This is a genomic window from Kitasatospora sp. NPDC127111 (assembly GCF_042677465.1).
In the GTDB taxonomy this organism is placed as follows: Bacteria; Actinomycetota; Actinomycetes; order Streptomycetales; family Streptomycetaceae; genus Kitasatospora.
On sequence record NZ_JBHXTG010000006.1, the window covers coordinates 157,674 to 181,976 of the forward strand.

A 24,303-nucleotide genomic window follows, 5' to 3' on the forward strand; every position below is an offset into this window, starting at 1 on the left:
GACCCGCGCCGCGCTGGTCCGACCGGATGATGCCCGGCGAATTCCGGCCCCGCCGGGTGTCGCGGGCACGAACCGGGGAGGGGCGGCGGGTTACGTTCGTGCCCGTGACCGGCAATGATGTGGTTCTGGCACTGGTGGTGGCCACCGCGCTGGGCTTCGACTTCACGAACGGGTTCCACGACACGGGCAACGCGATGGCGACGTCGATCGTCACCGGTGCCCTTCGGCCGCGCGTCGCGGTCGGCGTCGCGGCGCTGCTGAACCTGGTGGGTGCGTTCCTGTCGACCGCGGTCGCCGCGACGATCGCCAGCGGCCTGGTCAACAGTCACGACGTGACGCTGACCGTGGTCATGGCGGGCCTGACCGGAAGCATCCTGTGGAACCTGGCGACCTGGTACTTCGGGATCCCGTCGAGCTCCTCGCACGCGCTGATCGGCGGCGTCGTCGGGGCGACCATGGCGGCGGCCGGCTCCTCCGCCGTCAAGTGGCAGGGCCTGGTCGCCAAGGTCATCGTGCCGGCGGCCCTGTCGCCGGTCATCGCCGGTTCGATCGCCGCGCTCGGCACCGTACTCGTCTACCGTCTCACCCGTGGCGTGCCCGAGGAGCCACGTGCGCGCGGCTTCAGGAACGGCCAGGTCGGCTCGGCCTGCATGGTCTCGCTCGCCCACGGCACCAACGACGCGCAGAAGACCATGGGCGTCATCACCCTGGCCCTGATCGCCAACGGGACGCTGGGCGCGGGGGCGACGTCCCCGACCTGGGTGATCACCTCCTGCGCCGTGGCGATCGCCCTCGGCACGTACATCGGGGGCTGGCGGGTCATCCGGGCGCTGGGAAAGGGACTCGTGGAGATCGAGCCTCCGCAGGGGATGTCCAGCGAATCGGCCTCGGCCGCGGTCATCCTCGCCTCCACCGACTTCGGCTACTCGCTCTCGACCACCCACGTCGCCACCGGGTCGATCCTCGGTTCGGGGGTCGGCAAGAAGGGCGCGGTGGTGCGCTGGCGCATCGCCCACCGCATGGTGGCCGCCTGGGTGCTCACCCTCCCGGCCGCCGGCCTGGCCGGCGCGCTGGCCTACTGGTGCGCGAACGCCATCGGAGGCACCGCCGGCGTGGCGGTGATCTTCGTCCTCCTGGTGCTGGCCTCGGTCGCGTTCTACGCCGCCTCCCGGCATCCGGCCGTCACTCCGGAGAACGTCAACGCCGCCTGGACCGGCTCGGTCGTCCCGCAGCCCACGGACGAGGTGACCCGGTGAACCCCTGGATCAACCTGAACGCGCTGTGGAAGATCATCGTGGTGGGACTGCTCGCGGGCGCCGGCCTGCCCGCGCTGTTCGCCGTCGGCGTGCGGGCCCTCAACCCGCCGGCCCGGGCGGGCGAGGGCACCGCCGAAGAGGCCGCCGCCGGCCGGGCCACCGCCGGTCCGCTCGGACGCGCGGTGGCCGTCGTGTGCTTCGCCGTCGTCCTCGCCGCCATCGGCTGGGGCATCTTCATCATCGTCAACCACGGTTGAGGGGCCGGTGGGCCGCTCCGGGCCGGTGGGCCACTCCCGGCCGGTGGCCCGCTTCGCGGCCCTGGGCGGCGAGGAGCGCGTGCGGCGCCGCCGGGCCGGTCGAGAGGACGCGGCCCGGCGGCGCCGTGGAGTCCGGGTGTGTCGGACGGTTCCCGTCGGTTCGACGACGGGAATCGCCTGACGCGCTCTAAACCGGGGCTTCCTGCCGGTGCGTGCCGGCCGTCAGGGCCCAGATGACGACGATGTCGACGGCGATCATGACGATGGCCCAGAACGGGTAGTAGGGCAGCCACAGGAAGTTGGTGATCATGTTCAGCCCCGCGGCGACGACACCGATGATCCGTGCCCACATCGCGCCGGTGAAGAGCAGGAAGCCGGCCACCACGAGCACGATGCCCAGGACGAGGTGGAGCCAGCCCCAGCCGGTGACGTCGAACTTGTAGACGTAGTTGCCGGTGATGACGTAGCGGTCGTCGTTGACGATGGCACCGATGCCCTCGAAGACCGCCATCGCGCCGCCGAAGATCAGCATGCAGGCGGCGAAGAAGGTCCAGCCGGTGGCGAACGGCTTCCGGCTGACGTGAGTACCCGTCGATGCTCCGCGGGCGTTGCTGGCCATGTGTGGGCTCCTTCGGAGGAAATCGTCGCCCGTTTCCGCGCGACCCGGTCGGAGGCCTCCATCACCACGTTGCCACGGCCGGGATACCGCGGCTACTCGGGCGTCACGCGCGGCTCCGGCCGCGTGCGGCGGCGGGCTCCAGGCTCAGCCCCTTGCGGGTCCGCTGGAGCAGTTGAACCAGCAGCCCCTCGGACGGGCGCCGCTCGGCCAGCAGCCGGTTGCAGTGGAGGTGGACGTAGCTGCCGAGCAGCCGGCCGCGGTCCGTGCCGAGCCGCCCGGCGGCGCCAGCTCGGACAGCCGCTCGTCGGCCCGGGCGAGGGCGCTCCGGCGCTGCCCCAGGATCTCCGCCACCGCGCCGCCCAGCAGGGCCGGCCCCTCCGGCGTTCCGAGCAGGGCGCGCAGGCGCCGCTGCCGCGGCCGCCGGGGAGTCCGCGGCGACGAAGGCGGACAGCTCCAGGGAGAGCGGCGCGGGCGCGGTCGCGGGCTCCCACGTCTGGAGGGCCGTCAGCAGGGTGTCGGTCAGTTCGACGACGCGCTCCCGGTCCCGCAGGGCGCCGAGGGCCAGGTCGGTGAGCGGGCGCCGGTTCGGTGAGGCGCGCCGGTGGTGACCTCCCGGGGCCGATCCTGGGCCGACCCGGGTCAGGCCCTCCGCGGCCTCGGGTCAGGCCCCCTGTGAGCCCGGGTCAGGCGCAGGGCGGCGGGGTGTCGCACGTCTCCTGCCCGGTGTTCTGGACACCTTGGGAGATCCGGGCCAGCAGCTCGCGGAGGACCGCGCGGTCGGTCTCGTCGATCACCGAGAGCAGTGACGCCTCCGCCTCGGCGACCTGCCGCTCCAACGCGGCGAGGGTCGCGGCACCCTTCGGCGTCGCGAGGATGAGCCGGCGGCGGCGGTCGCTCGGATCGGGCCGGCGTTCGACCAGCCCGGCGGCGGCGAGATCGTCCAGCAGATAGGTCATGACCGTCCGGTCGATCCGCAGGTAGGTGGCCAGGGCGAGCTGGTTCGGCCGTTCACCGTGGACGACGGCGGCGAGCGTCTGGTAGCCGCGCGCCCCCTGCGGAATGCCCGCGAGGGCCGGCGAGACCGCCGCCCGGTAGGCGTGAGCCACCGACATGAGTGAGAAGCCGAAGTCCGCGGTGAGATCGGCGCATCCCGCCCCCGTCGCGGGGGTCGGATCCCTCTCGTCCATGGGGGAATAATACCGGGCGATACTTTGCTGATCAGATCGTCTGCTCGGCAGACGATCTACCGGGCAGCTCATGTTCCGCGCAGGTGCCGGGCACCGCGACTCGGAAGGCAGGCCCCACCCATGCCCACGATCGGCATCATCCTCGGCAGCACCCGACCCAACCGCCTCGGAGACCAGGTGGCGCACTGGGTCCTCGACCACGCCTCGCGCCGCACCGACGCCCGCTTCGAGCTGATCGACCTGCGCGAGCACCCCCTCCCTCACCTCGACGAGCCGCTGCCGCCCTCCATCGGCCAGTACCAGAACGAGCACACCCGGCGCTGGGCCGAGACCATCGACGCGTTCGACGGCTTCGTCATCGTCACGCCCGAGTACAACCACGGCATCCCCGGCGTGCTGAAGAACGCCCTCGACTACCTCTACGCCGAATGGAACAACAAGGCCGTCGGCTACGTCTCCTACGGCGGCGTCGGCGGTGTCCGCGCCGTCGAGCAGCTGCGGCTGGTGGCCGGGGAGCTCCAACTGGCCGACGTACGCCAGCAGGTGGCGCTGTCCCTGATCACCGAATTCGAGAACTACCGCGTCTTCAAGCCCGGAGACTACAACCTGGCCGCCCTCAACACCCTGTTCGACCAGGTCATCGCCTGGAGCACCGCACTGGCGCCCCTCCGCGCCGCCCGAGCCGTCGCCGCCTGAACCGCCCGGCCGCCCGCGACCGGCCCGGGGGCGGGCGGACGGCCGGGCGCTGCCGGCCGGCCCGGCTCAGCCCTGCTTGATCGCGGAGATGTCGAACTCCAGGACGATCTTGTCGCCGACCAGGACGCCGCCGCCCTCCAGGGCCGCGTTCCAGGTCACGCCGAAGTCCTTGCGGGAGATGGCCGCCGATCCCTCCAGGCCGACCCGGAGGTTGCCGTAGGGGTCGACGGCACTGCCCGTGTACTGGAAGTCGATGGTGACGGGGCGGGTGGTGCCCTTGATGGTGAGGTCGCCGGTGACGCGGTACTCGCTGTCGGACCGCGGCTCGACGGAGGTGCTCCGGAAGGTGATGTCGGGGTGGTTGGGGGCGTCGAGGAAGTCGTTGGTGCGCAGGTGCTGGTCGCGTTGCTCGACGCCGGTGTCGATGCTCTCGGCCTTGATCACTACCTGGGCGGTGGAGCGGGTCGGATCGGTGCCGTCCAGGTGGGCGGTGCCCTCGAACTGGTGGAACGCGCCTCGGACCTTGGTCACCATGGCGTGGCGGGCGACGAAGCCGATCCGGGTGTGGGCGGGGTCGAGGACGTAGTCCCCGGTGAGCTCGGCGGGGGTGATGGTCATGGTCGAGGTGCCTCCGTGGACCTGGATCCCGGCGGCGGTCCGCCCGGGTCGTTGACGAACCACGCTAGGGGCTCGACCGACTCCGGCCCGGCCGGACGCGCGGGCCGGCGCCGCGAACCACGCCAGGGGCGTGACCGACTCCGGCCCGGCCGGACGCGCGGGCCACGGCCGGAGTGCACCCCGACCGGCGACCTCGGGGCGCCGGCAGCGCGGACGCCGTGTCGGCGTGGCCTGCTTGACCTGCCGGGGCGGGGGCCGCAGAGTCGGATCGCGGCGCGCGGGCGCCGGCACCCCTCGCCTGCCGGGCACGCCCGCCGCACCGCTTGTCCGGGGACGCCGGGTGGCCCCGACCTCCGGGAGCGGCTGAGCCGATGGTCCTCGACCTGGTCGTCATCGGCACCGCCATCACCCTCGGGCCGCTGCACAACAGTGCCTTCATCCTGCTGCTCTCGTCGCGGCGCGGTGTCCGCAACGGCCTGGCGTTCCTGCTGTCCTGGCTGGCCGACCTGGCCGTGGTGGTCGCCTTCGTGGTGCTGCTGACCGGCGGGACCCCGCCCGTTCACCACGGGTCGTCGTCGACCGCCGCGGTCGCCGCCAAGCTGGCGATCGGCGTCGGCCTGGTGCTGTACGGCGAGTACCGGCGCCGGCGGCCGCCCCGCCCGCGCCGGCCGCCGAGCTGGACGGGCCGCATCGACAACGCCTCGCTCGGCACCGCGGCCGGCCTGGCCTGGCTGCTCCAGCCGTGGGCCATGGTCGCCGCGGGCGCTGCCACGGTCGTCGACGCCGACCTCTCCTCCCTCACCGACTGGCTCGCCCTGACCGGCTACTGCCTGCTGGCGACCCTCAGCCTCCTGGTCATGGAGCTCTACGCCGTCCGGGCCCCGGGCGCCGCCGAGACCCGGCTGAATGCCCTGCGGACCTGGCTCGCCCAGCATCAGGACCAACTGGTCAGCACCCTCTCCCTGGTCGCCGGACTCTGGCTGACGGGCGCGAGCATCCACCAGCTCGTCGCCTGACGGACCGCGGAGCGCGCCGCAGGGGTCGGGTCGGGTCGGCCCGCCCGTCCTGGGTCGGCCCCCGCACGGGCTGTTCGAACGGATCCGCGCGGAGCGGGAAGATGTCCCGTGCAACGCGAATGGGAAGGAAAGCGGATGAACGCAATCCCGGCGGAGATCGACACCCCGGACATCATGGTCGAGCTGGACGTCCTCGACCGGAACATCGAGCGCATGGCAGCAGCCCTACGGGCCAAGGGCCTGCGGCTGCGCCCCCACGCCAAGACCCACAAGATGCCGGAGATCGCCGCGCGACAGCTCGCGGCGGGGGCCGTCGGGCTGACGGTGGCGACCATCGGCGAGGCCGAGGTCTTCGCCGAGCACGGCGCCACCGATCTCTTCATCGCCTATCCGCTGTGGATCGGGCCCCGGCAGGCGGAGCGGCTGCGACGGCTCGCCGGCACGGCGAAGGTCGCGATCGGAACGGACTCCGTCGAAGCGGCCGAGGCGGCGGGCCGCCACCTCGGCGCCGCGGCCGCCGGCATCGAGGTCCTGGTGGAGATCGACAGCGGCCACCACCGCAGCGGCGTCCGCCCGGAACAGGCCGTGGCGGTCGCCCGGGCGGCGGCCGGCGCCGGGTTCCGCGTCGCGGGTGTGTTCACCTTCCCGGGCCACGGCTACGCACCGGACATGCCCGCGAAGGCGGCCGATCAGGAGCAGCAGGCCCTCGGGCGGGCCGCCGAACTGCTCGCCGCCGCGGGCTTCGAGGTCACCCGGGTGAGCGGCGGATCCACCCCGACCGCGGAGCTGACGGGCACCTCGGCGACCACCGAGGTGCGGCCGGGCGTCTACGTGTTCGGCGACGCCCAGCAGCTCGAACTCGGACGGTGCACCATGGCGGACATCGCGCTGACGGTCGCGGCGACCGTCGTCAGCCGGCACGAGGGAGACGACACCACGCCCCGGCGGCTCGTCCTGGACGCGGGCAGCAAGGTCCTCGGCGGCGACCGGGCCGCATGGGCGACGGGTTTCGGCCGGCTCATGGACCACCCCGAGGCCCGCATCACGGCGCTGTCCGAGCACCACGCCACCGTGCTCTGGCCCGACGGCGGCGACCTGCCCGCGCTGGGCGAGCGGCTGCGCGTGGTTCCCAACCACGTGTGCGTCGCGGTGAACCTCGTCGACGAGGTCGCCGTGGTCAGCGGTGGCAAGGTGGTGGACCGCTGGCGCGTGGCCGCTCGCGGCAGGAACGCCTGACCGAGGCGCCCGTGCCGGCCGGCGGCCGGTCCCCGGCCGTGGTCCCCTTCCCGGTGGAGCGGCCATCCGGGGTGGGCCCGGCCGGCCCGCGCCGCCGCGGACCCCTCGGGCCGGACCGCTCGGACCGTCCTGGGACCGGCCGTCCTGCGACGGCCGGTCTTGGCCGCGGCCTTGACGGTCCGCCAGATGATCCGACTCGGGCTTCTGCCGCGTGATCTCGGCCGAGGGCGGCGGAGGCGCTTCTGGCATCCTGTGCGGGTGCCGAAGAAGCGGAAGCGCCCCGAGACCTTCGCCGAGGTCGTGACGGCCATGCCGCCACCGTCGGAGCAGGGGCCCGGCGGCTCGCCCGTCCTCCGGCCCGTGACGGCCCGCGGCTTCACCGACGCCGAGGGTTGCCACTGGCGCCTTGCCCGCGGGCCGCTGGACCCGCGCCGGGCCAAGCGGCTCGCGGTGAGCGCCGACGCCATGACGATGGGGGAGTACTACGACGAGCGGGCGCAGTGGTGGCTGCCCCGCTTCCTCGCGGAGGCCGAACGCCCGGCCGCCTGGACCGAGGCACGGGCCGGGTTCGGCGCCGGTGACCTGCCGATCCACGAGGCGTACGAGTTCACCGCGGACGACGGTCGCGTTCTCCTCTTCATCGAGACGTACTGCTGAGGAGACGTTCTGCTGAGCCCGTACGCCCGGGCCGATCGCGGGCGGCGCACGCCGTCGGTCGTGCCCGGGGCCGGCGGCGGGACCGTCGGCCCCGGGGCCCGGGCGTCAGGGGGTCGGGCCGGTCACCCGCAGCAGGGCTTGCACTCCTTCACCTGGACGTCGTCGATGACCGGGCCGTACGCCCCGGCGACGGTGCTGGCGAAGCTCAGGGTGGTGGACGTGCCCTGTGCGACGAAGGTGAACTGCCGCCCCACGTAACCCATGGCGGCCCTGGACCTGCCGGTGACGTCGAAGGAGAAGTCCTGGAAGTCCTGCCCGTCGATCAGCGCCCGGCCGGTCCGCAGGGCCGGCCCGCCCTCGGGGTTGCCGGCGAGCGCATAGGTGACGGAGTAGGTGGTGCCCGGGACGGTGGTGAAGCTCTGGGCGACGGTGCCGCTGTTGGAGCCGTTGAGGTCCAGCGACTGGTCGCCCTCGGCGGCCTGCCAGAAGCCGGCGCCGATCAGGTCGACGCTGCCGGCGGTGACCTTCCACGGGCCGACGGTCTGACCGGCGGTCAGCCCGGTGAAGGCGTTCGCCGGAGCCTTGGGCGTCTCGAAACTGCCGTCGTCGAAGTGGCTGAGGGCGCGGTGGCCGCCGGCGGCGTGGGCCGGGGCGGTCAGGGCGGTGGCGCCGGCGACGAGCAGAGCGGCGACGGCGAAGCGGGGGCGCGAGAACGACACGGGGCCCTCCCAGGGCTGGTGGACGGGATCAGCCGGTGATCGGCCGTGCACAGAGCGTCGGCCGTCGCGGTGATCCCTGCCAAGACCGGACCGGTGGCGCCCGGTGTCGCGCGGCGCCCGCGGGCGGGCTCTCGCGCGCCGGTTTCGGGGCGCACCGGCCCGCTCGCGCCGGGCCGGGGCCGGCCATTCCGGACGGCCGGTTCACGCCGAGACGCCGTCGGACGGGCGGCCCGTGCGGGGGAGCGCGGCGAACCGCACGCGCCCCTGCCGCGCCGCGCACCCGGGCGCCCGCCCTCGGCGGACCCGTGACCTCCGCGCCGCGGCTCCTCGCGCGACCTCCCGCACGCCGCGGCAACCGGTTCTGCTCCTCCTTCGACGCCCGCACCGTGCAGACCTTCGAGGTCTGCGACGCGTACCTGTAGCGGCCGGCCGCCGGCCCGCGCCGCCGCCCGGTCGAGTGCCGGGCGGCAGCGCGGGCGCGGGGGCGGATCGGACGCCGCCGCGGGCGGCCAGATCGCGCGCGTTCAAATCGCGGGTCAGATCGCGCGCGGTCAGAGGCTGTCGGAGAGCCAGACCCGGCCGGCCGCGATCGGCCGCTCCGCCACCGTGTGCGGCGTCTGGGAGGTGACGCTCCAGCGGTGACCGGCGAACAGCTTGGTGTCGGCGTTCGCGTAGAAGATCATGTGGCCGTAGCCGACGCCGTTGTGCTTGACGAAGGTGGACTGGCCGGTGGTCGCCTTGATCTCCTCGAAGCGGGTGTCCGGGAAGGCCTGGTAGAGCTCGGTGGCGGCGCCGCCGAGGCTCGGTCCGCCGTGCGGGCTGCTGGTGCAGTCGATGATCTCGAAGACGTAGGGGATGACGTTGGGGCCGACGAGCCTGTCGATCTCGGGGTCGGTCCAGATGCCCTTGCGCTCGCGGATCATGACGATGTGCCCGGTGTAGGGCGAAGGGTTGTCGTCCTCGTACTCGAAGGCGACGAGGTCCCCGGGGCGCAGGTTGACCGGCTTGGTGACGGACGTGAAGTGCGGGAGCGCGTCGGCGCCGCCCGGCTCCGCCTTCCGGGCGAAGGCGGCCCGGTACTCCTGCGCGTTCGGGAAGTCCTTGGTGTCGGTCTTGTCGACGTAGAAGTTGTCCCGGAAGTACTGCTCGTTCGCCCAGCCGTAGCTGTAGGCGGGCCAGGGCAGGGCGGAGGCCGGCTTGGTGGGCGCGGTGCCGTAGGCGCGCTCCAGCACGAGGCTGACGAAGGACGAGCACTGGGAGAGGTTGTAGAAGTCCTCGGGGTGGCCGGGGGCGCCCCACCGGACGCTGCTGCTGAGGCCTTCGAGCGGGGTGCCGGCCGCCTTGTAGCGGTTCGCCTCGAAGCCCCAGGGCAGCAGGCGCAGGTTGTCCACCAGCGCCTCGGCCTCGATCTGGTGGGGGAGCTTGAGCGCGTAGGGGCTGGGCGCCGGGATGGTCACGGCGGCGGCCGCCGGGGCGGTGCCGGCGGCGGTGGCCAGGGCAGCGGCGCCGGCGGTGCCCGCGGCTCCGGCGAGCAGCCTGCGGCGGCTGATGCGGGCGGGTGTGGTCTCCAAGGTTGCTCCCCCTCCACGGATGATCACGACGAGGGGAGCCTAGGCCGGGCATCGGCATGGACAGGTGGAATCGCGCAGGCGAGCGGTGGTTTTCGGCCACCGGTGGGAGTGGCTTGAGGAGCCACGGCGGCGCCGCGCGGGGTGACGCACGCCGAAGACCGGGCCGCCGTCGGTGAGTTCACCGCCTCGGGCTCCGCTCGCCGGTCGCGGTCGGTCGGGTTGGGTCGAGGCCCGCCGGCCGTCCGTACGACAGGCGCGTGCGAGTATGTGACCCAGGTCTTTCGACAACGGGGGAGTCGCCATGGGATCAGACGGAGTGCACGATGTCGACCGGGCGGTGGTGCTCGGCCCCGGCGGGCGGCTGGGCGCCGCGTGGACGGCCGGACTGGCCGCGGGTCTGCGCCGCGCCGGGGTGGACCTGGGTGAGGCCGATCTGATCGTGGGCACCTCCGCGGGTGCGATCGTCGGGGCCGTCCTCGCCACCGGGCAGGACCCCGCCCGTTTCTCGGCCCTCCCCGCCCCGCGCCCCGCCGACCGGGCGGCCCCGCCACGCCGCCCCGATCCGGCGGTGACGGGCGCGGTGTTCGCCGTCCTCGGCGAGCCCGGTCTGGACCGGGCGGAGGCCCGGCGCCGGGTCGGCCGCATCGCCCTTGACACGGTCGACGCGGCGGCGGAGGACCGGCTGGTCACCCAGCGCGCCACACTGATCGCCGCCGACACGTGGCCGCGGCGCCGTCTGCTGATCCCGGCCGTCGACGCCGGGACGGGCGAGCCGGTCGTGTGGGACGCCGCCGCCGGCGTCCCGCTGGTTCGCGCGGTCGCCGCGTCGAGCGCGTTTCCCGGCATCGAGCCGCCCGTCGCCGTCGACGGCCGTTACTACCTGGACGGCGCCCTGCGGGCCGGTACGAACAGCGACCTGGCGGCCGGCGCCCGCACGGTGGTGGTGGTCGACCCGTTCGCCCACCGCCACCCGAGTCCCGCGGGGCCCGCCCACGTCCTGGCCCCCGAGCCGGCCGCCGTGCGCCTCCTGGACGCCGACCCGGGCGACCGCGAGTCGTGGGACGAGGCCTACCGGGCGGGTCTGGCCCAGGCCGGTGCCGCGGCCGAGGGACTGCGGGCGCTCTGGCGGCCCGTCACCGACCCCTGCGGTCCGTGAACCGGCGGCCGCCGACGGCGGATCGGCGCACCGGCGCGGCCGCCGGCGCGGGCGCCGCGCCGCTCCGGCTGTGACGGGCGCGGCCCGGCGGGCCCGGTGCTCCCGGGCGGGGCGGGAGCACCGGCGAGCGCCGCACCGGCCCTGCACTCCACCGAGCCTCAGATGCGGTCCAGGGTGAGGCCGAGGCTGGCGATGGTCATGGTCCGGTCGGTGACGACCACGTCGGTGTCGGTGAAGCGGGCGGCTCCGAGGCGGTCCTGGACGAGGCTCCGCAGCAGCGGGTGTTGGGCCTGGAGGTTGTCGAGGACGGACTGCGGGATCTCGACGGTGCCGTAGAAGTGGCGCGGCTGCGAGGTGAGGCCGGGGGCCTGGACACTCTGGCGGAGGCCGTCGACCGTGTGGAGGGTCACCCTGAGCTCCTGGTCTCCCGCCCGGAGGACCAACGGGGTGCCCTCGACCGCGACGTCGAACGCGTCGACGCGGGCGGTCACGCCCCCCAGCGCGCCGGCGTAGTCGTAGGGCGAGGGCGGCGCGAGGGTGTCCGTCGAGCGGTCGTCGGGGGTGTTCTGGAGGAGGCGGCCCTGCAAGGGCTCGCCCGTCGCGGTGAAGGTCCACCGGGACGCGGTCAGGGCCTTGTGCCAGTACCCGGTGAGACCCTGCTCCCGGCCCTCGACGCGCAGTTCGCGGGCGTCCGATCCCCGGCCGGTCTTGTGGACGGAGATCCGGTCGGTGATCTCCCCGGTGGCGGGGACCTTGGGCTGGCGGACCCAGTCGGGCGCCGGCAGCTGGATCTTCGGGAACAGCGCCCCACGCTGGTCCTCGTAGGAGTAGCTGAAGAACACCCGGTCGGAGCCCGAGATGTCGAAGTCGTACAGCCGCGTGTAGAGGTCGCCGTAGCGGTTGACGACGAACGAGGTGGAGGCCGCCGTGGACAGCGCCTCGGCCTGGAAGCGGCCGCGGTGCGGGGTGGCCATCTCGTAGCTGTGGTCGGCGGGGAGCCAGGGGTCCACGTACGTGATGCGGCTTCCGTCGGCGCTGAGCGCGAGGACGTGGGAGACCTTCGCGCCGCCGACCGGGTGGTCGTTGCCCGCCGGGTCGCGCCACACCTGGTCCTCGCCGGGGGAGAGCACGGACCAGGTCCAGCGGGCCGAACCGTAGGGGACGGTGTTGCCCTCGCCCAGCCACAGCGGGGCGCCGAACCGGTACGTCCAGTTCCATGTCCAGGGCGCGTTGAGGGCGTGGTCCATGGTGTAGATGCGGTCGCCGTCGTCGACCGCGACGAGCTCGTCGTCGTCGACGGAGATGCCGGTGACCCGGCCGGCCAGGCAGTCGGGCAGCGCCATCGTGCGCCAACCCCCGGTGTCGGCGGCCTCCTTGACGTACATCCGGCCCTCGCGCAGGGCGAAGGACCACCGCCGGTTGAAGGTCTCCGTGGTCCCGCGCAGGTGGATCTGCGGGGGCAGGTCGACGGTCGCGGGCGGTAAGGCGGACAGGCCGAGGGTGCTGTCGCCGGGGACGAGGTCGGCCAGCCCCGCGGTGCCGACCGGCCGGCACGCGCCGTCCGCGGTGGAGGCGCCGGACGTGCTGGACGCGCCGGACGTGCTGGACGTGCCGGACGTGCTGGGCGCGGTGGATCCGCCGGACGCGGCGGAGGCGGCGCCGCCGGGGGCGAGAACGCCGACGGCGAGGACGGTCGCGGCGAGTGTGTGACGCAGCATGTCAGATCCATCCCAGGCAGATGAAGACGATGAGGGCGAGGGCGTCCAGGCCGAGCAGCGCGCCGACGGCGAGCGCCTTGGACCTGACCTTGGGCAGGTCGTGGACCCAGTAGCTCACCCCGAAGAACGGCAGGTAGCCGACCAGCCAGACCAGCAGCGGCATGCTGGCCTGCCACCAGGACCACTCCCAGGTCAGCGCGCCGATCGAGTTGAGGACGACCTCGACTCCGACCGCCGCCGCGGCGCCGCCGGCGGCGAGCGCCCAGCGGTTGGGCACGCCGAGTATCCGCAGGTGCTTGTCGGCCGGCAGCAGCTTGGCCGCGACGACACCGAACACCGCGAACATGAAGCAGATCTCGATGTTCAGCCCGATGAGGATCAGATAGGACGAATGCCCGCCCGGCGCACCCCAGACGGGGGCGCGACCGGTGAAGTGGAAGACCAGGGCGTTCCAGATCTCGTTGAACCAGTCCATGCCCCAGAAGGCCAGGCCGGCGAAGAAGACGTTCCAGTTCCGCCGCTCGACCTCCACGGCGTACACGTACAGGACGATCAACAGCAGCGGTATGACGTACCACTGGAAGGCACCGGCGTCGCGCAGGTGCTCCAGCGCGGTGCGGGAGGCGTCGGTCACGGGGGCGGACTCCTTGATCGGCCGGGGGAGTTGGAGTCTCGCAGAGGCCGCCCAGAAGATGAGTGGTTGTCACATTACTATTTAGTAACATGGTTCATGGGTCGGGCCCGGCCGGACTGGTGCTGACCGCTGCGGCTGGGATCGGGCCCGCCGCAGCGGTCAGCGGGTCGGGAGACGGCGGGGCTGCGTCGCTCGACGAGGACGACGTCGCGCCAGCGCCCGCCGTGCTTGCCGAGGCGCTCGCGGGTGCCGACCACGCGGAAGCCCGCCTTGGCGTGGAGGGCGAGGCTGGCGGTGTTCTCCGGGAAGACGCCGGACTGCACGGTCCAGATCCCGGCGGCGTCGGTGGAGGCCAGCAGTGCCTTCAGCAGGGCCAGGCCGACACCCCGGCCCCGGGCGTCGGGGTGGACGGGGAGAGCTCGGCGGCCTGGACGCCGGAGCCGACCACGACGGCGACCAGGGCGCCGGTCCCGACGAACTCGACCGCGGCGCGGCGCCCGAGCGGAGCCGTCGGCGTCATCTCGCACCCCCGGTCGGGACGGCGGCGGAGCCGGCCGGTGTCTGGAGCAGGGCGGACAGCTTGGTCAGCGCGGCGGGCAGCACCCAGTAGTAGACCCAGGTCCCACGCCGCTCGGAGCCGACCAGGCCGGCCTCGCGCAGCACCTTCAGGTGGTGCGAGATGGTCGGCTGGGAGACGTCGAACGGCCCGGTCAGGTCGCAGACGCACGCCTCGCCGCCCTCGTGCGAGGCGATCAGGGACAGCAGCCGCAGCCGTACCGGGTCCGACAGGGCCTTGAACATCTTCGCCAGGTCGACGGCGGCTTCCTCGCCCAAGGGCTCGCGGACCATCGGCGAGCAGCAGACGACCGCCGCCTCGTCCTGGCCGAGCACCGGCAGTTCCAGATTCGACATGCGTCTATGTTGACAGCCATCTATCCGCAGGGGCAAGCTCGCTGTATCGACAGAGGTCGAAACAAGACCTCGCCGAAACAAGACCTCGGACCGGATCAGGGAGACCGCCATGTCCCGTGTTCAGCTCGCCCTTCGCGTCGCCGACCTCGAAGGCTCCATCGCCTTCTACTCCAAGCTCTTCGGCACCGAACCCGCCAAGCGCCGCCCCGGCTACGCGAACTTCGCCATCACCGAGCCCCCGCTCAAGCTCGTCCTCATCGAAGGCGAGAGCGGCGAGGACACCCGCCTGGACCACCTCGGCATCGAGGTCGAGACCCCCGAGCAGGTCGCCGCCGCCACCACCCGCCTCAAGGACGCGGGCCTGGCCACCTTCGAGGAGAACGACACCTCCTGCTGCTACGCGCTCCAGGACAAGGTGTGGGTGACCGGCCCCGGCAAGGAGCCCTGGGAGGTCTACGTCGTGAAGGCCGACGCCGACACCCTCGGCAAGAGCGCCGACAGCGCGCCGCAGGCCTGCTGCGGTACCACCGCCTGCTGCACGCCGGACGAGGAACCCCTCGACCCGGCCCGGAGCCCGGCCAAGGCGAAGGCCGCCGCCGGCTGCGCGTGCGCCAGCTGAGGCACGGCACAGCCGGGGGCGGGGCACCACAGGGAACGGCGCCCAGCCTGGACCGACCGGGCCTCGGCCGCGACCCGGCCGAAGCCCGGTGATCCACAGGGCCGTCTCACCGCCCTGATGGCCGCGGGCTCGATCGACGGGGCCCGGGTACAGCGCGTGGGACGACCCGAACGCGGCGATGTGCCGGCCGTCGCCTTAGGTGGGTGGGTGCTCAGGCGCAGCTCCTCGATGGCCCCCGGCCGCCCGCGAGCCCGTCGGACGGCGGTCGGCCGCGATCACCTGCCGGACGTGCCCCCGGGAAGGCGTGTGGACCGTCGGATGCGCTCGATCCGGGCGGCGGCCTGGGACCCCGCCGTCCCGCCGCGTTCCACCCGGCGCTCCAGGTGGTGGATCACGACGTCGGCGAGGCGGGAGTCCGCCCACTTGCGCCACGAACCGGTCCGCGGACGACCGAAGCGGACCTCCGACTCGTCCACCGCCCCGCGGTACAGGGTCAGTTTCCGCAGCGCCAGCTGCTCGGCCCGGCGCACCTCGTGGTGGCTGGCCCGGCGTGAGCGCGGGACGTTCTTGCGTGAGCTCTTGTCGTTCTCGCCGTAGTCGTTGCGCCGGTCCCTGAGATAGCTGAGCCGCTTCTTCTCCTGCGGGGTTCTGCGCGCCATGCGGTGATGGTGGCAACCATCCGGCGGCGGCGCCACCCGATTCCCCGGGCCGGCCGTCGCCGCGGGCGGCCCCGGGTGGTGGCCGCTCGCCCGTCAGGTGCGAGGCGCTCGGCCGACGTTGACGCGGTGGCGGACCGCCGTCGGCGTCCGACCACCCCTACCCTCCAGGCCGCGCGCCGCGGCCTGACCGTGAGTGCTCAGCAGGCCGCGTCAGTCGGTGGTGCGGAGGGGGATGACCTGGTCGGTGACCGGGATCAGGCAGCGCTGCTCGCTGCACGCGCCGAAGCTGACCACCGCCTCGGACGGCCCCGTGCCGGTCCGCCGGACCGGGAGCGTGACGGTGACCGGGCCGTCGGGGTAGACCGGCAGTTGCACGCCGAGTTCCAGCGGGCTGACCGTGCGCAGCGGACGGTCGGCCCGGGCGGTGCCGTCCGCCGCGAGGCCTCCACGCACCGTCAGCCGGGTCGGCAGGCCGAGCCCGTCGATCCCGCCGGCCGGCAGGTCGACGCTGTACAGGTGGAACCCGGGCTGCTCGGGGACGAAGGTGGCGTCGAGCAGTCGCCGCCCGTCCTCCCCGGTTGCCAGCCGGAGCGTGACCGTGACCCCGCCGCCGCTGTAGGTGGCGGCGGGGGCGGCCGACGGTGCCTGGCCCGCGGCGCAGCCCACGCTGCCGAGGAGCAGCAGTGTCGCGACCGCCGCCGCCCCGGTGCGCGGCCGCCCGGCCGGGCTCACTTCTGCGACCAGCGCTTGAGGTAGGCGGCGAGCGTGTTCGCGCTCATGCTGCGGGCGTTGGAGAACGCGCCGTCGTTGCTCGCGGTGCGCACCGAGCCGTCGGGGGACAGCACCACCAGCGCCGGTATGCCGCTGCTCTGGAGGTCGACGTACTGGGCGGCGAGGTCGAGGTTGTGGTCGAACCGGCCCACGTCCACGGCCACCACCCGGTAGCCGCCGCGCAGCAGCGGAGCGACCTGCTCGGAGCGGAACAGCTTGTCGAGCACCTTGCAGTCGGGGCACCAGTTGGCTCCGAAGTCGATCAGCACGGGCCGCTGATCGACGGCCGACAGGGCGAGCGCCGCCTTCAGATCCGCCGCGGCGTCCCGGGCCGGGTCGTACCCGTCCGGCAGCTCCGCAGCCGCGGCACCCGCCCCGGCTCCGGTCGCGGCACCGGTGGTCGCCGAGCCGGCCGGCGCGGGACTGGCCGGCACGGGGTTGGTCGGCGCGGAACTCGCCGGGGCGGCAGCTGCGGTGGCCCTCCCGGTCGGCGCAGCGGCCGCTGGAGCCGTCCCGCTCGCGTCGGCCGCCCCGTTCGTGGTGCTGCCGCCCGAGCCGCAGCCGGTGGCGAGGGTGATTGCCAGGACTGCGCTGGCAAGCAGGGCGCGGCGCTGCCGCATGTGGGTCCTCCCGGAGGTTGATCGTCGACCCGGGGAGGATAGCGGGGCCCGGGCGTGCGACCTGCAGCGGGAGCGGTCGGAGGCCTCGCCCGCCGACTCGCGGCCGACCGCGCACCGGCTCTCCTCACGGCAACCGGCGGCTGAACGGCCCGAGAGCGCGCCGCGCGGCCCCCGGCGCGGCTCCGGGGCTGTCCGCGGGGGCCCGACGCCGTGCCGGCTCCCCGGGCGGGGACTCATGGGACATGGGCCGGCACCCGGCTCAGGTTCCGGGGAGGATCCGGCGCGTTTCGTAGGCCCACATCGCGATCTCGACCCTGTTGCGGGCGCCGAGTTTGGCCATCAGGCTGGCCAGATGCGTCTTCACCGTGCTGAGGCTGATGTGCAGTGCGTCGGCGATCTCGGTGTTGGTCAGCCCGCGGGCGACGGCGAGGAGCACCTGCTCCTCGCGGGCGGTGACGGGGGAGACCGGCTGGGCCACGGGCCGGCCGGCGGGCAGGTCCGCGAACGCCTGGAGCAGACGGACGGTGACGCTGGGCGCGATGAGCGCCTCACCGTCGGACGCCGACCGTACGGCCTGCGCCAGAAGGTCAGGTCCCGTGTCCTTGAGGAGGAATCCGCGGGCGCCGGCACGCAGTGAGCCGTAGACGTACTCGTCGAGGTCGAAGGTGGTGATGACGACCACGGCCAGCGGGTCGGCGATGCCCGGGCCGGCGACCAGCCGGGTGGCCTCGAGCCCGTCGAGGACGGGCATGCGGATGTCGAACAGGCAGACGTCGGGGCGTAGTTCGCGGGCCAGACGTACCGCTTGCCGCCCGTCGGCGGCCTCGCCGACCACCTCGATGCCGGGCTGGGCGTTCAGCATGATCCGCAACCCGGTGCGGATGATCGTCTGGTCGTCAGCGACGAGGACGCGAATGGACACCGCTCTCGCTCCTCGCTCTCGGCAGTTCGGCTTCGACATGCCAGCCCCGGTCGGTACCCGGGCCGGCTCGTAGTGTGCCGCCGAGCAGGGTCGCGCGCTCGCGAAGTCCGGTGAGTCCGTATCCGTCGCGACCCCGGCCGGTGCGCCGGCCGTTGTCGCGCACGCTCACCCGGACCGTGTGCCGCTGCGCGGCGACCCGAACGACGAGCTCGGTCGCGTCGACCGCATGGCGCAGCACATTGGTCACCGACTCCTGCACGATGCGGTAGACGGCCGCGTCCACGGCCGGGGGCAGCGCGTCCAGTTCGCCGTCGAGCCCCAGGTCGACCCTGAGGCGACCACCTGGCGTGCGTACCAGGCGCTCCAGATCCGCGACTCCGGCAGGGGGCGCCAGCTCGGCGCCGACCCCGCGGTCGCGCAACGCGGCGACCATGGCGCGCATTTCCTCCAGCGTGCGCGCCCCCTCCTCCTCGACCCCCTCCAGCGCCTCGACGGCGGCGGACGGGTCGGTGCCCGCGAGCACCCGGCCCGCCTGGGCGATGATCACCATGGCCGACACGTGGTGGGCCACCGTGTCGTGCAGTTCCCGGGCGAGCTGCTCGCGCTCGCGGGAGCGCACCTGCTCCAACTGCCGCTCGCGAGCGGTCACCCGGAACCGCACGGCGGCCCCGATCGCGCCGGGCAACAGCAGGAAGACGAAGCCCACGACCTTTTCGACGACCGGGGTCCCGTCCGTGACGACACACAGCGCGCCGGCCGCGAGGATCACCGCGCCGCCCAGCACGATCTCGCGTCCCGATCCCCACCGGGGCAGCGCGTACACCAGCACGAGCACGACCGCGCCGGTGTACAGGCCGACGGGCTCGCGCGGTGCGGCGACGAGCGAGGCCACCGGAAGCAGGATCACCGAGCCGAACGCCAGCGTCACCATCGCCAGCGGGCGGGTCCGGCGCCACAGCGGCAGCAGGCACAGCCATACGGCCAACACCACCGCCACCGGCCGCCACACGACGTCCTCGCGCAGGGTGGCCTCCAGCGCCACACCGGCAAGGCCCGCGGCTAGCAGCGCCCAGTCCCGCCGCACCCGGGCGGGCGCGTCGGGCGGCCGGGGTTCGGTCCACAGGGTTCGCAGGTCGTCTCGGAGCACGGTTCTCAGCCTAGGGTCCGCGGCGTGCCGCGCATCGGCCGAAAGGACGGGTCGTCACTCCGCCCCGGGGCCGACGCATCCGCGGCCCGCGGGCCGATGCCGCGGAGCGCCGTGGCGACGAACCTCGGCATCGGCGGCCGTACAGAGGACGGCCGACGAGGTGGTTGGAGGACCCGATGCTCTCGAAAGCCCTGTTGCGCCTGGGCGCAAGCGCCGCCCGCCATCCCTGGCGGGTGATCGCGGCATGGCTGATCGCCGCCACGCTCGCCGTCCTCGCCGCCGTCGCCATCGGCGGGCGGACCGCGGACTCGATGACCGCTCCGGGACTGGACTCCCGACGGGCCGCGGAACTGATCGAGCGGGCCGGCACCGGCCAGGAGGGGATGACCGCCCAAGTGGTCGTCACCCCCCTCGACGACGGTGCGACGTTCTTCGACGACGACGGCGCGCGCACCGCTCTCACGCGGCTGCGGGCCGAGGTGAACCGGCTGCCGCACGTGCTCGGCACGAGCGACCCGGCGGGGGCGCTCGACCCGGGCGGGGACACCGCCGTGCGCGGCGGCCTCGTTTCGGCCGACGGGCGGATCGCGGTCGTCCGGGTGCAGTACCCCGACCAGAGCCGGCTGTCGGCCGAGGACCTCGACGCCCTCGTCGATCTCGGTGACCGGCTGCGCGCCGAGCTGCCGCTGCGCATCGAGATGGGCGGGAACCTCTTCTACGTCTTCTCCGACCCCGACGGCGGCGTGAGCGAGTTGATCGGCCTCCTCGCCGCGGCCGCGATCCTGTTCCTGGCGTTCGGTTCGCTCGTTGCCGCCGCGCTGCCGATCGGCATGGCGGTCTTCGGACTGACCGTCGGGGTCGCCACGATGACGGTACTGGCGGGGGTGACGGAGGTCCCCGCCTTCGCACCGGTCCTGGGCAGCATGGTCGGGCTCGGAGTGGGCATCGACTACGCGCTGTTCGTGCTCGCCAGGCACCGGGAGTACCTCGCGTGCGGGCTCGATCCCCGCGAGGCGGCGGGGCGAGCGGTGGCCACGGCGGGGCGGCCGGTGGTCTTCGCCGGCGGCACCGTCGTCGTGTCGATCCTCGGCCTGGCGGTCGCGAACGTGCCGTTCATGACGGTGGGCGGGGTTGCCGTCTCGATCGTCGTCCTGACGATGGTGCTGGCGTCGGTGACGCTGCTGCCGGCCTTCCTCGGCGCGGCCGGCCCGCGTCTGGGCCAGGCCGGCCGGATCGCCGGGGCGCTTCGGGCGGGGCGGCTGGGCCGACTCGCACGGCGGCGGGACCGGGCGGCGGGCGCCGTCCCCGCCGCCGGGTGGCGTCGCTGGATCGGGCACGTCAGCCGGCACCCGGTGCCGTACGCGGTCGGCGCGGCGGGGCTGCTGCTGACCGCGACGCTGCCCGTGCTCGGCCTGCGCGTCGGCCTGCCCGACGACGGCTCACTGCCCCCCAGTCGTACCGAGCGCCGCGCCTACGACCTCGTCGCCGAGGGGTTCGGCCCGGGCACCAACGGTCCCCTCGTCATCGCCGCGGACCCCACCGGTGATCCGGGGGTGCTGGACCGACTCGTCGCAACGGTCGCGGCGGATCCGGGCATCGCGTCCGTCGCGCCGACGCACGTCGATCGGGCCACCGGCATCGCGACCCTCGTGGTGTTCCCGACCACCAGCCCCCAGGACAAGGCCACGGCCGACACCATCGCCCGGCTGCGCACCGACGTGCTGCCCGCGGCGATCGGGCACGGCCCGGCCAGGGCCCACGTCGGCGGCGCCGCCGCGAGCCTGTCCGATGTGGGCCGACGCACCAGCCAACGCCTGCCGGTGCTCGTCGCCGCCGTGCTGGCGATGTCGTTCCTGCTGCTGATGCTGGTCTTCCGCTCGATCCTCGTGCCGCTCAAGGCGGTGCTGCTGAATCTGCTGAGCATCGGCGCGGCCTACGGCATCATGGTCGCGGTCTTCCAGTGGGGCTGGGGAGGCGCACTCATCGGGCTGGAAGCGACGGTTCCGATCGTGTCGTTCATCCCGATGTTCCTCTTCGCCATCCTGTTCGGCCTGTCGATGGATTACGAGGTGTTCCTCCTCTCCCGCGTACGCGAGGAGTACCTGCGCACCGGCGACAACGGCACGGCGATCGTCGAGGGCGTCTCGCGCACCGCCCGGATCATCACCTCGGCCGCCCTCATCATGGTGGCGGTCTTCCTGTCCTTCGCCGTCGCCGAGGACCCCTCCACCAAGATGTTCGGGCTCGGCCTGGCCACCGCGATCTTCATCGACGCCACGGTCGTGCGCATGGTGCTGGTACCGGCGACCATGACGCTCCTCGGCCGGACCAACTGGTGGCTGCCGAAGTGGCTGGACCGGATGCTTCCCCGCGGCCCGGTCGGCACCGACGACACCGACGCGGAACCCTCGGGTGAGGCTCCGCGTCCACGGCTGGTCGACCGTTGAGTCGACTCCTGCCCGCCCTTGCGTCCGGCACCTCGGCGCGTCATCGAGGGGCATGTCGAGTCGGGGTACGGGCCGTACTCGCCGATCGACAGGTACGGCTCGATGAACTCCCCATCCGGCTCGGTCAGTGGCACTCGCATCACGTAAGACCGCCGATCGGACCGGACCGTGCCACCAAGGCGCGTCCCGCAAATTGATCACGACTCGATACGCGCCATAGAGCGCCGGTCCGACAACCCGTCGCGCCCGCGGTCGGGCCGGCGGTCCGGCAACCGGCACCTCGGCGGAGGGCGTCCCGATGTACGCCAACGTCAGAAGTCGTTGCCCGCCCCGGGGCCGTACGAGATCGATACCGTGTGGCCGGGAGAACCAGGAGCCGTTCCATGTCGGATGGGATCACACGTCAACCCGTCGCCTGGCCACCTGCCGCGATCAAGACCGCGCGGCTCGTGCTGCGCGAGTCCGAGGCCCGGGACCGTGCGGCGTTGATCGAACTGTTCGCCTCACCGGAGGTGGGCGCCTACGTCGGCGGCTCCCGACCGCGCGATGAGCTCGAGCGCGCGATGCCGGAGGTGCCCGGGCGGCGCTTCGGCTTCCTTGTGGTCGAGCTCGACGGAACGGCGATCGGAGTGATCACGCTCGATCGGCGCGACGCGGAGCGCAGGGGTCACATCCGTCCGGAGGGCGGGGAGGCCGAGCTCGGCTACATGTTCCTGCCGCAGGTGTGGGGACGCGGGTACGCCGCCGAGGCGTGCGCGGCGGCGCTCGACTGGTTCGTCGGCGCGCATCCCGGTGAGCCGGTGGTGCTCTCCACCCGGATCGCCAACGAGGCCTCGATGCGCGTCGCGGCGAAGCTGGGGTTCACCGAGGTGGAGCGGTTCGAGGACTACGGCGGCGAGCAGTGGCTCGGCGTGTGGTCCCCGAACGCGCCGTCCGACTGAGCTCGGGCCCGACGCGCGACGGTGCAGGCGAGCGCGAACTCGCCGGACATCGCCGGACATCCCGAAGTCGTGTGCACTACGATCGAGTTGGCCATGGTCGCGTACGCGCCCGGGGCCTCCGGGTGGTCGATGGAGCAGTGGCGGAGTGCGGTGCCGACCGCGTCGGGCGAGCCGTCGGATGCCGTGGTACGGGCGAGGCGACCGGGCCGCTCGCCGGGAAGGACACGGTGTGGTCGCCGGGCGATGAGGCGGGATCGGGTCTCCGGTACTGCCGCCCGAGGAGGAGGGTCCACAGTTGTCAGATCCCATGCCGGGGTTGCCGCCGGGATACCGGGCGCGCCCGACCACGGCCGACGACCTCGCCGACATCCACCGCTTGGTCACGGCCTGCGAGCGCGAGCTCTACGGACGGGTGCACACCGATCTCGGCCGCGTCGCCGCCGACTTGGCCAGACCGGGTCTGGAACCGGAGCTCGACACCCGACTGGTCCACGACCGGGCAGGGCAACTGGCCGCCCGGGCCTGGGTGAACCGCCGCTCGGAGGTGGACGTCCATCCCGAGCACCGCGGCCGCGGCCTGGGTGGTGCCCTCCTGGACTGGGCCGAGGCCCGCGGCCGGCAGGCGGGTGGCACGCGGATCGTCCAGACCGTCCCGGACAACGACAGAGCTGCCGTCGCACTGCTGCGCTCGCGAGGGTACGAGCCGATGGTGACCGAATGGCTGCTGGAGTTCCTCATGCCGGAGGAACCGACCGTGCCCGAGCCTCCCGCGGGCATCACGGTCCGCCCGTTCGGACCGGGCGACGAGCGCGACGCCCACCAGGTTGTCGAGGATGCCTTCGACGAATGGCAGGAGCGGCGCAAGACCTACCAGGAGTGGGCCCGGCACACCGTCGAACGCCCCACCTTCGCCCCCGCGATGTCAGCGCTGGCGTTCGCCGAGGGCCACCTGGTCGGCGCCGTGCTCTCGCTGGACCTCCCCGACACCGGCGAGGGCTACATCGAGCAAGTCGCGGTCCGCCGCGACCACCGCAACCGGGGCATCGCCCGTCTCCTGCTCCGCACCGCGTTCCGCAGCTTCCACCAGCGGGGACGGCGGGCGTGCACCCTCGGGACGCACTCGGAAACCGGCGCACTCGACCTGTACCTGAGCGTCGGTATGGGAGTCCGGCACAGCTCCACCGTCTTCCAGAAGAACCTCCTGGAGTCCCGGCCGTCGCCACCGACCTCGACCGGCAACGGCGAGGGCTGACGCCAGAAGGGAGGAGGCGCGCACAGGGCGGCTCCCCCCGAGGTACGTGGACTGGCGACCCGCGCTCTTCGCTGTATCCCAGCCGGCCGAGTAAGGTTCGGGAACGATCAGGGGGTGGCGGTGAACGCGGGGTTAGTGTATCAGGCGCGGATGTTGCGGGCGGGGGCGGGTCACCCGGGGTTGATGGTGGCGCGGTTCCGGGGGAGTGCGGTGCTGGTGCCGCGTTGGGATGAGGAGGCGGTATGGACTGCCGATCACGAGGACCTGCGGTGGGTCTACGCGGCGGGCGGTAACGGCTGATGGGCCTGTCGTTCAGTCTCGGCGACGCGCTGGACGCGGCGGACAACTTCCTCGACGCGAACGTCAAGGCGGGGGCGAAGGTCCTGCAGAAGGGTTCGCACCTGACCGGTGACCTGCTGGACGAGGTCGGCCTGCACGGCGCGGCGCAGTCGGTCAGCGGCTGGGGCGACTCCGTCGCGGACGAGGCCGGCCTGAAGGTCGGCGAGCGCGGCCTCAAGCAGACCGACGACCCGAAGGAGCTGGTCCACGGGGACGCGAAGAAGCTCAACGAGGTCGCGGGGCACCTGAAGAAGTTCCACGACGCGTTCGACAAGACCGGCAGCGGCCTGGCCAAGCTCGACCACGAGCACTGGACGGGCGAGGCGGCGGAGGC

Annotated in this window: 27 protein-coding genes and 1 pseudogene; 12 read left to right on the forward strand and 16 right to left on the reverse strand. The window is 73.4% G+C overall.

Annotated features, from left to right (window positions below; genetic code table 11):
• Window positions 1-104: 104 nt before the first annotated feature.
• Both ACFVHB_RS06505 and ACFVHB_RS06510 read left to right on the forward strand, forming a co-directional pair.
• Window positions 105-1,256: an anion permease gene (locus tag ACFVHB_RS06505; RefSeq protein ID WP_380316032.1), complete on the forward strand. Its 1,152-nt coding sequence runs from the start codon at window positions 105-107 to the stop codon at window positions 1,254-1,256.
• The gene (locus ACFVHB_RS06510) at window positions 1,253-1,513 is read left to right on the forward strand and encodes a hypothetical protein (protein WP_380316035.1); all 261 of its coding nucleotides are present in this window, start codon (window positions 1,253-1,255) and stop codon (window positions 1,511-1,513) included. The genes ACFVHB_RS06505 and ACFVHB_RS06510 overlap by 4 nt, the downstream gene beginning before the upstream one ends.
• 187 nt (window positions 1,514-1,700) lie before the next feature.
• On the opposite strand, the gene ACFVHB_RS06515 is transcribed toward ACFVHB_RS06510, so the two are convergent.
• The 3 genes from ACFVHB_RS06515 to ACFVHB_RS06525 form a co-directional block, all read right to left on the reverse strand.
• Window positions 1,701-2,132 (reverse strand): hypothetical protein, encoded by a 432-nt coding sequence (locus ACFVHB_RS06515; protein WP_380316038.1) that lies wholly within the window; start codon window positions 2,130-2,132, stop codon window positions 1,701-1,703.
• A gap of 103 nt (window positions 2,133-2,235) precedes the next feature.
• Complete coding sequence (locus ACFVHB_RS06520; protein ID WP_380316124.1) at window positions 2,236-2,775, reverse strand: lantibiotic dehydratase; 540 nt, start codon at window positions 2,773-2,775, stop codon at window positions 2,236-2,238.
• A gap of 40 nt (window positions 2,776-2,815) precedes the next feature.
• A complete protein-coding gene (locus ACFVHB_RS06525) occupies window positions 2,816-3,319 on the reverse strand; it encodes a MarR family winged helix-turn-helix transcriptional regulator (RefSeq protein WP_380316041.1) in 504 nt (167 codons plus the stop codon).
• Window positions 3,320-3,439: 120 nt separating this feature from the next.
• Here ACFVHB_RS06525 and ACFVHB_RS06530 point away from each other — a divergent pair, with 120 nt between their 5' ends.
• The gene (locus tag ACFVHB_RS06530; protein ID WP_380316044.1) at window positions 3,440-4,015 is read left to right on the forward strand and encodes an NADPH-dependent FMN reductase; all 576 of its coding nucleotides are present in this window, start codon (window positions 3,440-3,442) and stop codon (window positions 4,013-4,015) included.
• A 66-nt stretch (window positions 4,016-4,081) separates the two neighbouring features.
• Here ACFVHB_RS06530 and ACFVHB_RS06535 read toward each other — a convergent pair whose 3' ends face one another.
• Window positions 4,082-4,633 carry a YceI family protein gene (locus tag ACFVHB_RS06535; RefSeq protein ID WP_380316047.1) on the reverse strand — a complete coding sequence of 184 codons (552 nt, stop codon included), beginning with the start codon at window positions 4,631-4,633 and terminating at the stop codon, window positions 4,082-4,084.
• 371 nt (window positions 4,634-5,004) lie between these two features.
• Between ACFVHB_RS06535 and ACFVHB_RS06540 the strand changes: the two genes are divergently transcribed.
• The 3 genes from ACFVHB_RS06540 to ACFVHB_RS06550 all read left to right on the forward strand — a co-directional run bounded on the left by ACFVHB_RS06540 (window position 5,005) and on the right by ACFVHB_RS06550 (window position 7,542).
• On the forward strand, window positions 5,005-5,649 hold the full coding sequence (locus ACFVHB_RS06540; RefSeq protein ID WP_380316050.1) for a GAP family protein: 645 nt from the start codon (window positions 5,005-5,007) through the stop codon (window positions 5,647-5,649).
• A 135-nt stretch (window positions 5,650-5,784) separates the two neighbouring features.
• Window positions 5,785-6,885 carry a D-TA family PLP-dependent enzyme gene (locus ACFVHB_RS06545; RefSeq protein ID WP_380316053.1) on the forward strand — a complete coding sequence of 367 codons (1,101 nt, stop codon included), beginning with the start codon at window positions 5,785-5,787 and terminating at the stop codon, window positions 6,883-6,885.
• Window positions 6,886-7,143: 258 nt separating this feature from the next.
• Window positions 7,144-7,542 (forward strand): hypothetical protein, encoded by a 399-nt coding sequence (locus ACFVHB_RS06550; protein WP_380316056.1) that lies wholly within the window; start codon window positions 7,144-7,146, stop codon window positions 7,540-7,542.
• A 122-nt stretch (window positions 7,543-7,664) separates the two neighbouring features.
• Here ACFVHB_RS06550 and ACFVHB_RS06555 read toward each other — a convergent pair whose 3' ends face one another.
• Both ACFVHB_RS06555 and ACFVHB_RS06560 read right to left on the reverse strand, forming a co-directional pair.
• Window positions 7,665-8,261, reverse strand: coding sequence for a choice-of-anchor C family protein (locus ACFVHB_RS06555; RefSeq protein ID WP_380316059.1), 597 nt, complete (start codon window positions 8,259-8,261; stop codon window positions 7,665-7,667).
• A 551-nt stretch (window positions 8,262-8,812) separates the two neighbouring features.
• Window positions 8,813-9,832, reverse strand: coding sequence for an amidase domain-containing protein (locus tag ACFVHB_RS06560; protein WP_380316061.1), 1,020 nt, complete (start codon window positions 9,830-9,832; stop codon window positions 8,813-8,815).
• Window positions 9,833-10,133: 301 nt separating this feature from the next.
• On the opposite strand from ACFVHB_RS06560, the gene ACFVHB_RS06565 reads away from it, so the two are divergent.
• A complete protein-coding gene (locus ACFVHB_RS06565; RefSeq protein ID WP_380316064.1) occupies window positions 10,134-10,988 on the forward strand; it encodes a patatin-like phospholipase family protein in 855 nt (284 codons plus the stop codon).
• Between the two features lie 158 nt (window positions 10,989-11,146).
• Here the strand turns inward: ACFVHB_RS06565 and ACFVHB_RS06570 are convergent, their stop codons facing one another.
• The 5 genes and pseudogenes from ACFVHB_RS06570 to ACFVHB_RS06590 all read right to left on the reverse strand — a co-directional run bounded on the left by ACFVHB_RS06570 (window position 11,147) and on the right by ACFVHB_RS06590 (window position 14,189).
• Complete coding sequence (locus ACFVHB_RS06570) at window positions 11,147-12,706, reverse strand: hypothetical protein (RefSeq protein WP_380316067.1); 1,560 nt, start codon at window positions 12,704-12,706, stop codon at window positions 11,147-11,149.
• 1 nt (window position 12,707) lies between these two features.
• The gene (locus tag ACFVHB_RS06575) at window positions 12,708-13,340 is read right to left on the reverse strand and encodes a hypothetical protein (RefSeq protein WP_380316070.1); all 633 of its coding nucleotides are present in this window, start codon (window positions 13,338-13,340) and stop codon (window positions 12,708-12,710) included.
• Window positions 13,341-13,513: 173 nt separating this feature from the next.
• Window positions 13,514-13,750: pseudogene (locus ACFVHB_RS06580) on the reverse strand (GNAT family N-acetyltransferase); the annotation flags it as partial.
• Window positions 13,705-13,860, reverse strand: coding sequence for a hypothetical protein (locus ACFVHB_RS06585; RefSeq protein WP_380316129.1), 156 nt, complete (start codon window positions 13,858-13,860; stop codon window positions 13,705-13,707). The pseudogene ACFVHB_RS06580 and the gene ACFVHB_RS06585, both read right to left, overlap by 46 nt.
• Window positions 13,857-14,189, reverse strand: coding sequence for an ArsR/SmtB family transcription factor (locus ACFVHB_RS06590; protein ID WP_380316127.1), 333 nt, complete (start codon window positions 14,187-14,189; stop codon window positions 13,857-13,859). The genes ACFVHB_RS06585 and ACFVHB_RS06590 overlap by 4 nt, the downstream gene beginning before the upstream one ends.
• Window positions 14,190-14,361: 172 nt before the next feature.
• On the opposite strand from ACFVHB_RS06590, the gene ACFVHB_RS06595 reads away from it, so the two are divergent.
• Window positions 14,362-14,871, forward strand: coding sequence for an ArsI/CadI family heavy metal resistance metalloenzyme (locus ACFVHB_RS06595; RefSeq protein ID WP_380316073.1), 510 nt, complete (start codon window positions 14,362-14,364; stop codon window positions 14,869-14,871).
• A gap of 275 nt (window positions 14,872-15,146) precedes the next feature.
• On the opposite strand, the gene ACFVHB_RS06600 is transcribed toward ACFVHB_RS06595, so the two are convergent.
• From ACFVHB_RS06600 to ACFVHB_RS06620, 5 genes are all read right to left on the reverse strand, one after another.
• Window positions 15,147-15,530 (reverse strand): hypothetical protein, encoded by a 384-nt coding sequence (locus tag ACFVHB_RS06600; RefSeq protein ID WP_380316076.1) that lies wholly within the window; start codon window positions 15,528-15,530, stop codon window positions 15,147-15,149.
• Window positions 15,531-15,740: 210 nt separating this feature from the next.
• Entirely contained in the window at window positions 15,741-16,262 is a 522-nt protein-coding gene (locus ACFVHB_RS06605; protein ID WP_380316079.1) for a hypothetical protein, read from the reverse strand.
• Window positions 16,259-16,921, reverse strand: a complete 663-nt coding sequence (locus ACFVHB_RS06610) for a thioredoxin family protein (protein WP_380316082.1) — start codon at window positions 16,919-16,921, stop codon at window positions 16,259-16,261. Before ACFVHB_RS06610 ends, ACFVHB_RS06605 begins: the two co-directional genes overlap by 4 nt.
• 259 nt (window positions 16,922-17,180) lie before the next feature.
• Window positions 17,181-17,843 carry a response regulator gene (locus ACFVHB_RS06615; RefSeq protein ID WP_380316085.1) on the reverse strand — a complete coding sequence of 221 codons (663 nt, stop codon included), beginning with the start codon at window positions 17,841-17,843 and terminating at the stop codon, window positions 17,181-17,183.
• Complete coding sequence (locus ACFVHB_RS06620) at window positions 17,818-18,990, reverse strand: sensor histidine kinase (RefSeq protein WP_380316088.1); 1,173 nt, start codon at window positions 18,988-18,990, stop codon at window positions 17,818-17,820. Before ACFVHB_RS06620 ends, ACFVHB_RS06615 begins: the two co-directional genes overlap by 26 nt.
• 176 nt (window positions 18,991-19,166) lie before the next feature.
• Between ACFVHB_RS06620 and ACFVHB_RS06625 the strand changes: the two genes are divergently transcribed.
• The 4 genes from ACFVHB_RS06625 to ACFVHB_RS06640 all read left to right on the forward strand — a co-directional run.
• Window positions 19,167-21,437 carry an MMPL family transporter gene (locus tag ACFVHB_RS06625; RefSeq protein WP_380316091.1) on the forward strand — a complete coding sequence of 757 codons (2,271 nt, stop codon included), beginning with the start codon at window positions 19,167-19,169 and terminating at the stop codon, window positions 21,435-21,437.
• A gap of 383 nt (window positions 21,438-21,820) precedes the next feature.
• Window positions 21,821-22,378 (forward strand): GNAT family N-acetyltransferase, encoded by a 558-nt coding sequence (locus tag ACFVHB_RS06630; protein ID WP_380316094.1) that lies wholly within the window; start codon window positions 21,821-21,823, stop codon window positions 22,376-22,378.
• A 295-nt stretch (window positions 22,379-22,673) separates the two neighbouring features.
• A complete protein-coding gene (locus ACFVHB_RS06635) occupies window positions 22,674-23,630 on the forward strand; it encodes a GNAT family N-acetyltransferase (RefSeq protein ID WP_380316097.1) in 957 nt (318 codons plus the stop codon).
• 299 nt (window positions 23,631-23,929) lie between these two features.
• A partial coding sequence (locus tag ACFVHB_RS06640) for a putative T7SS-secreted protein (protein ID WP_380316100.1) occupies window positions 23,930-24,303 on the forward strand: 374 nt, incomplete at its 3' end.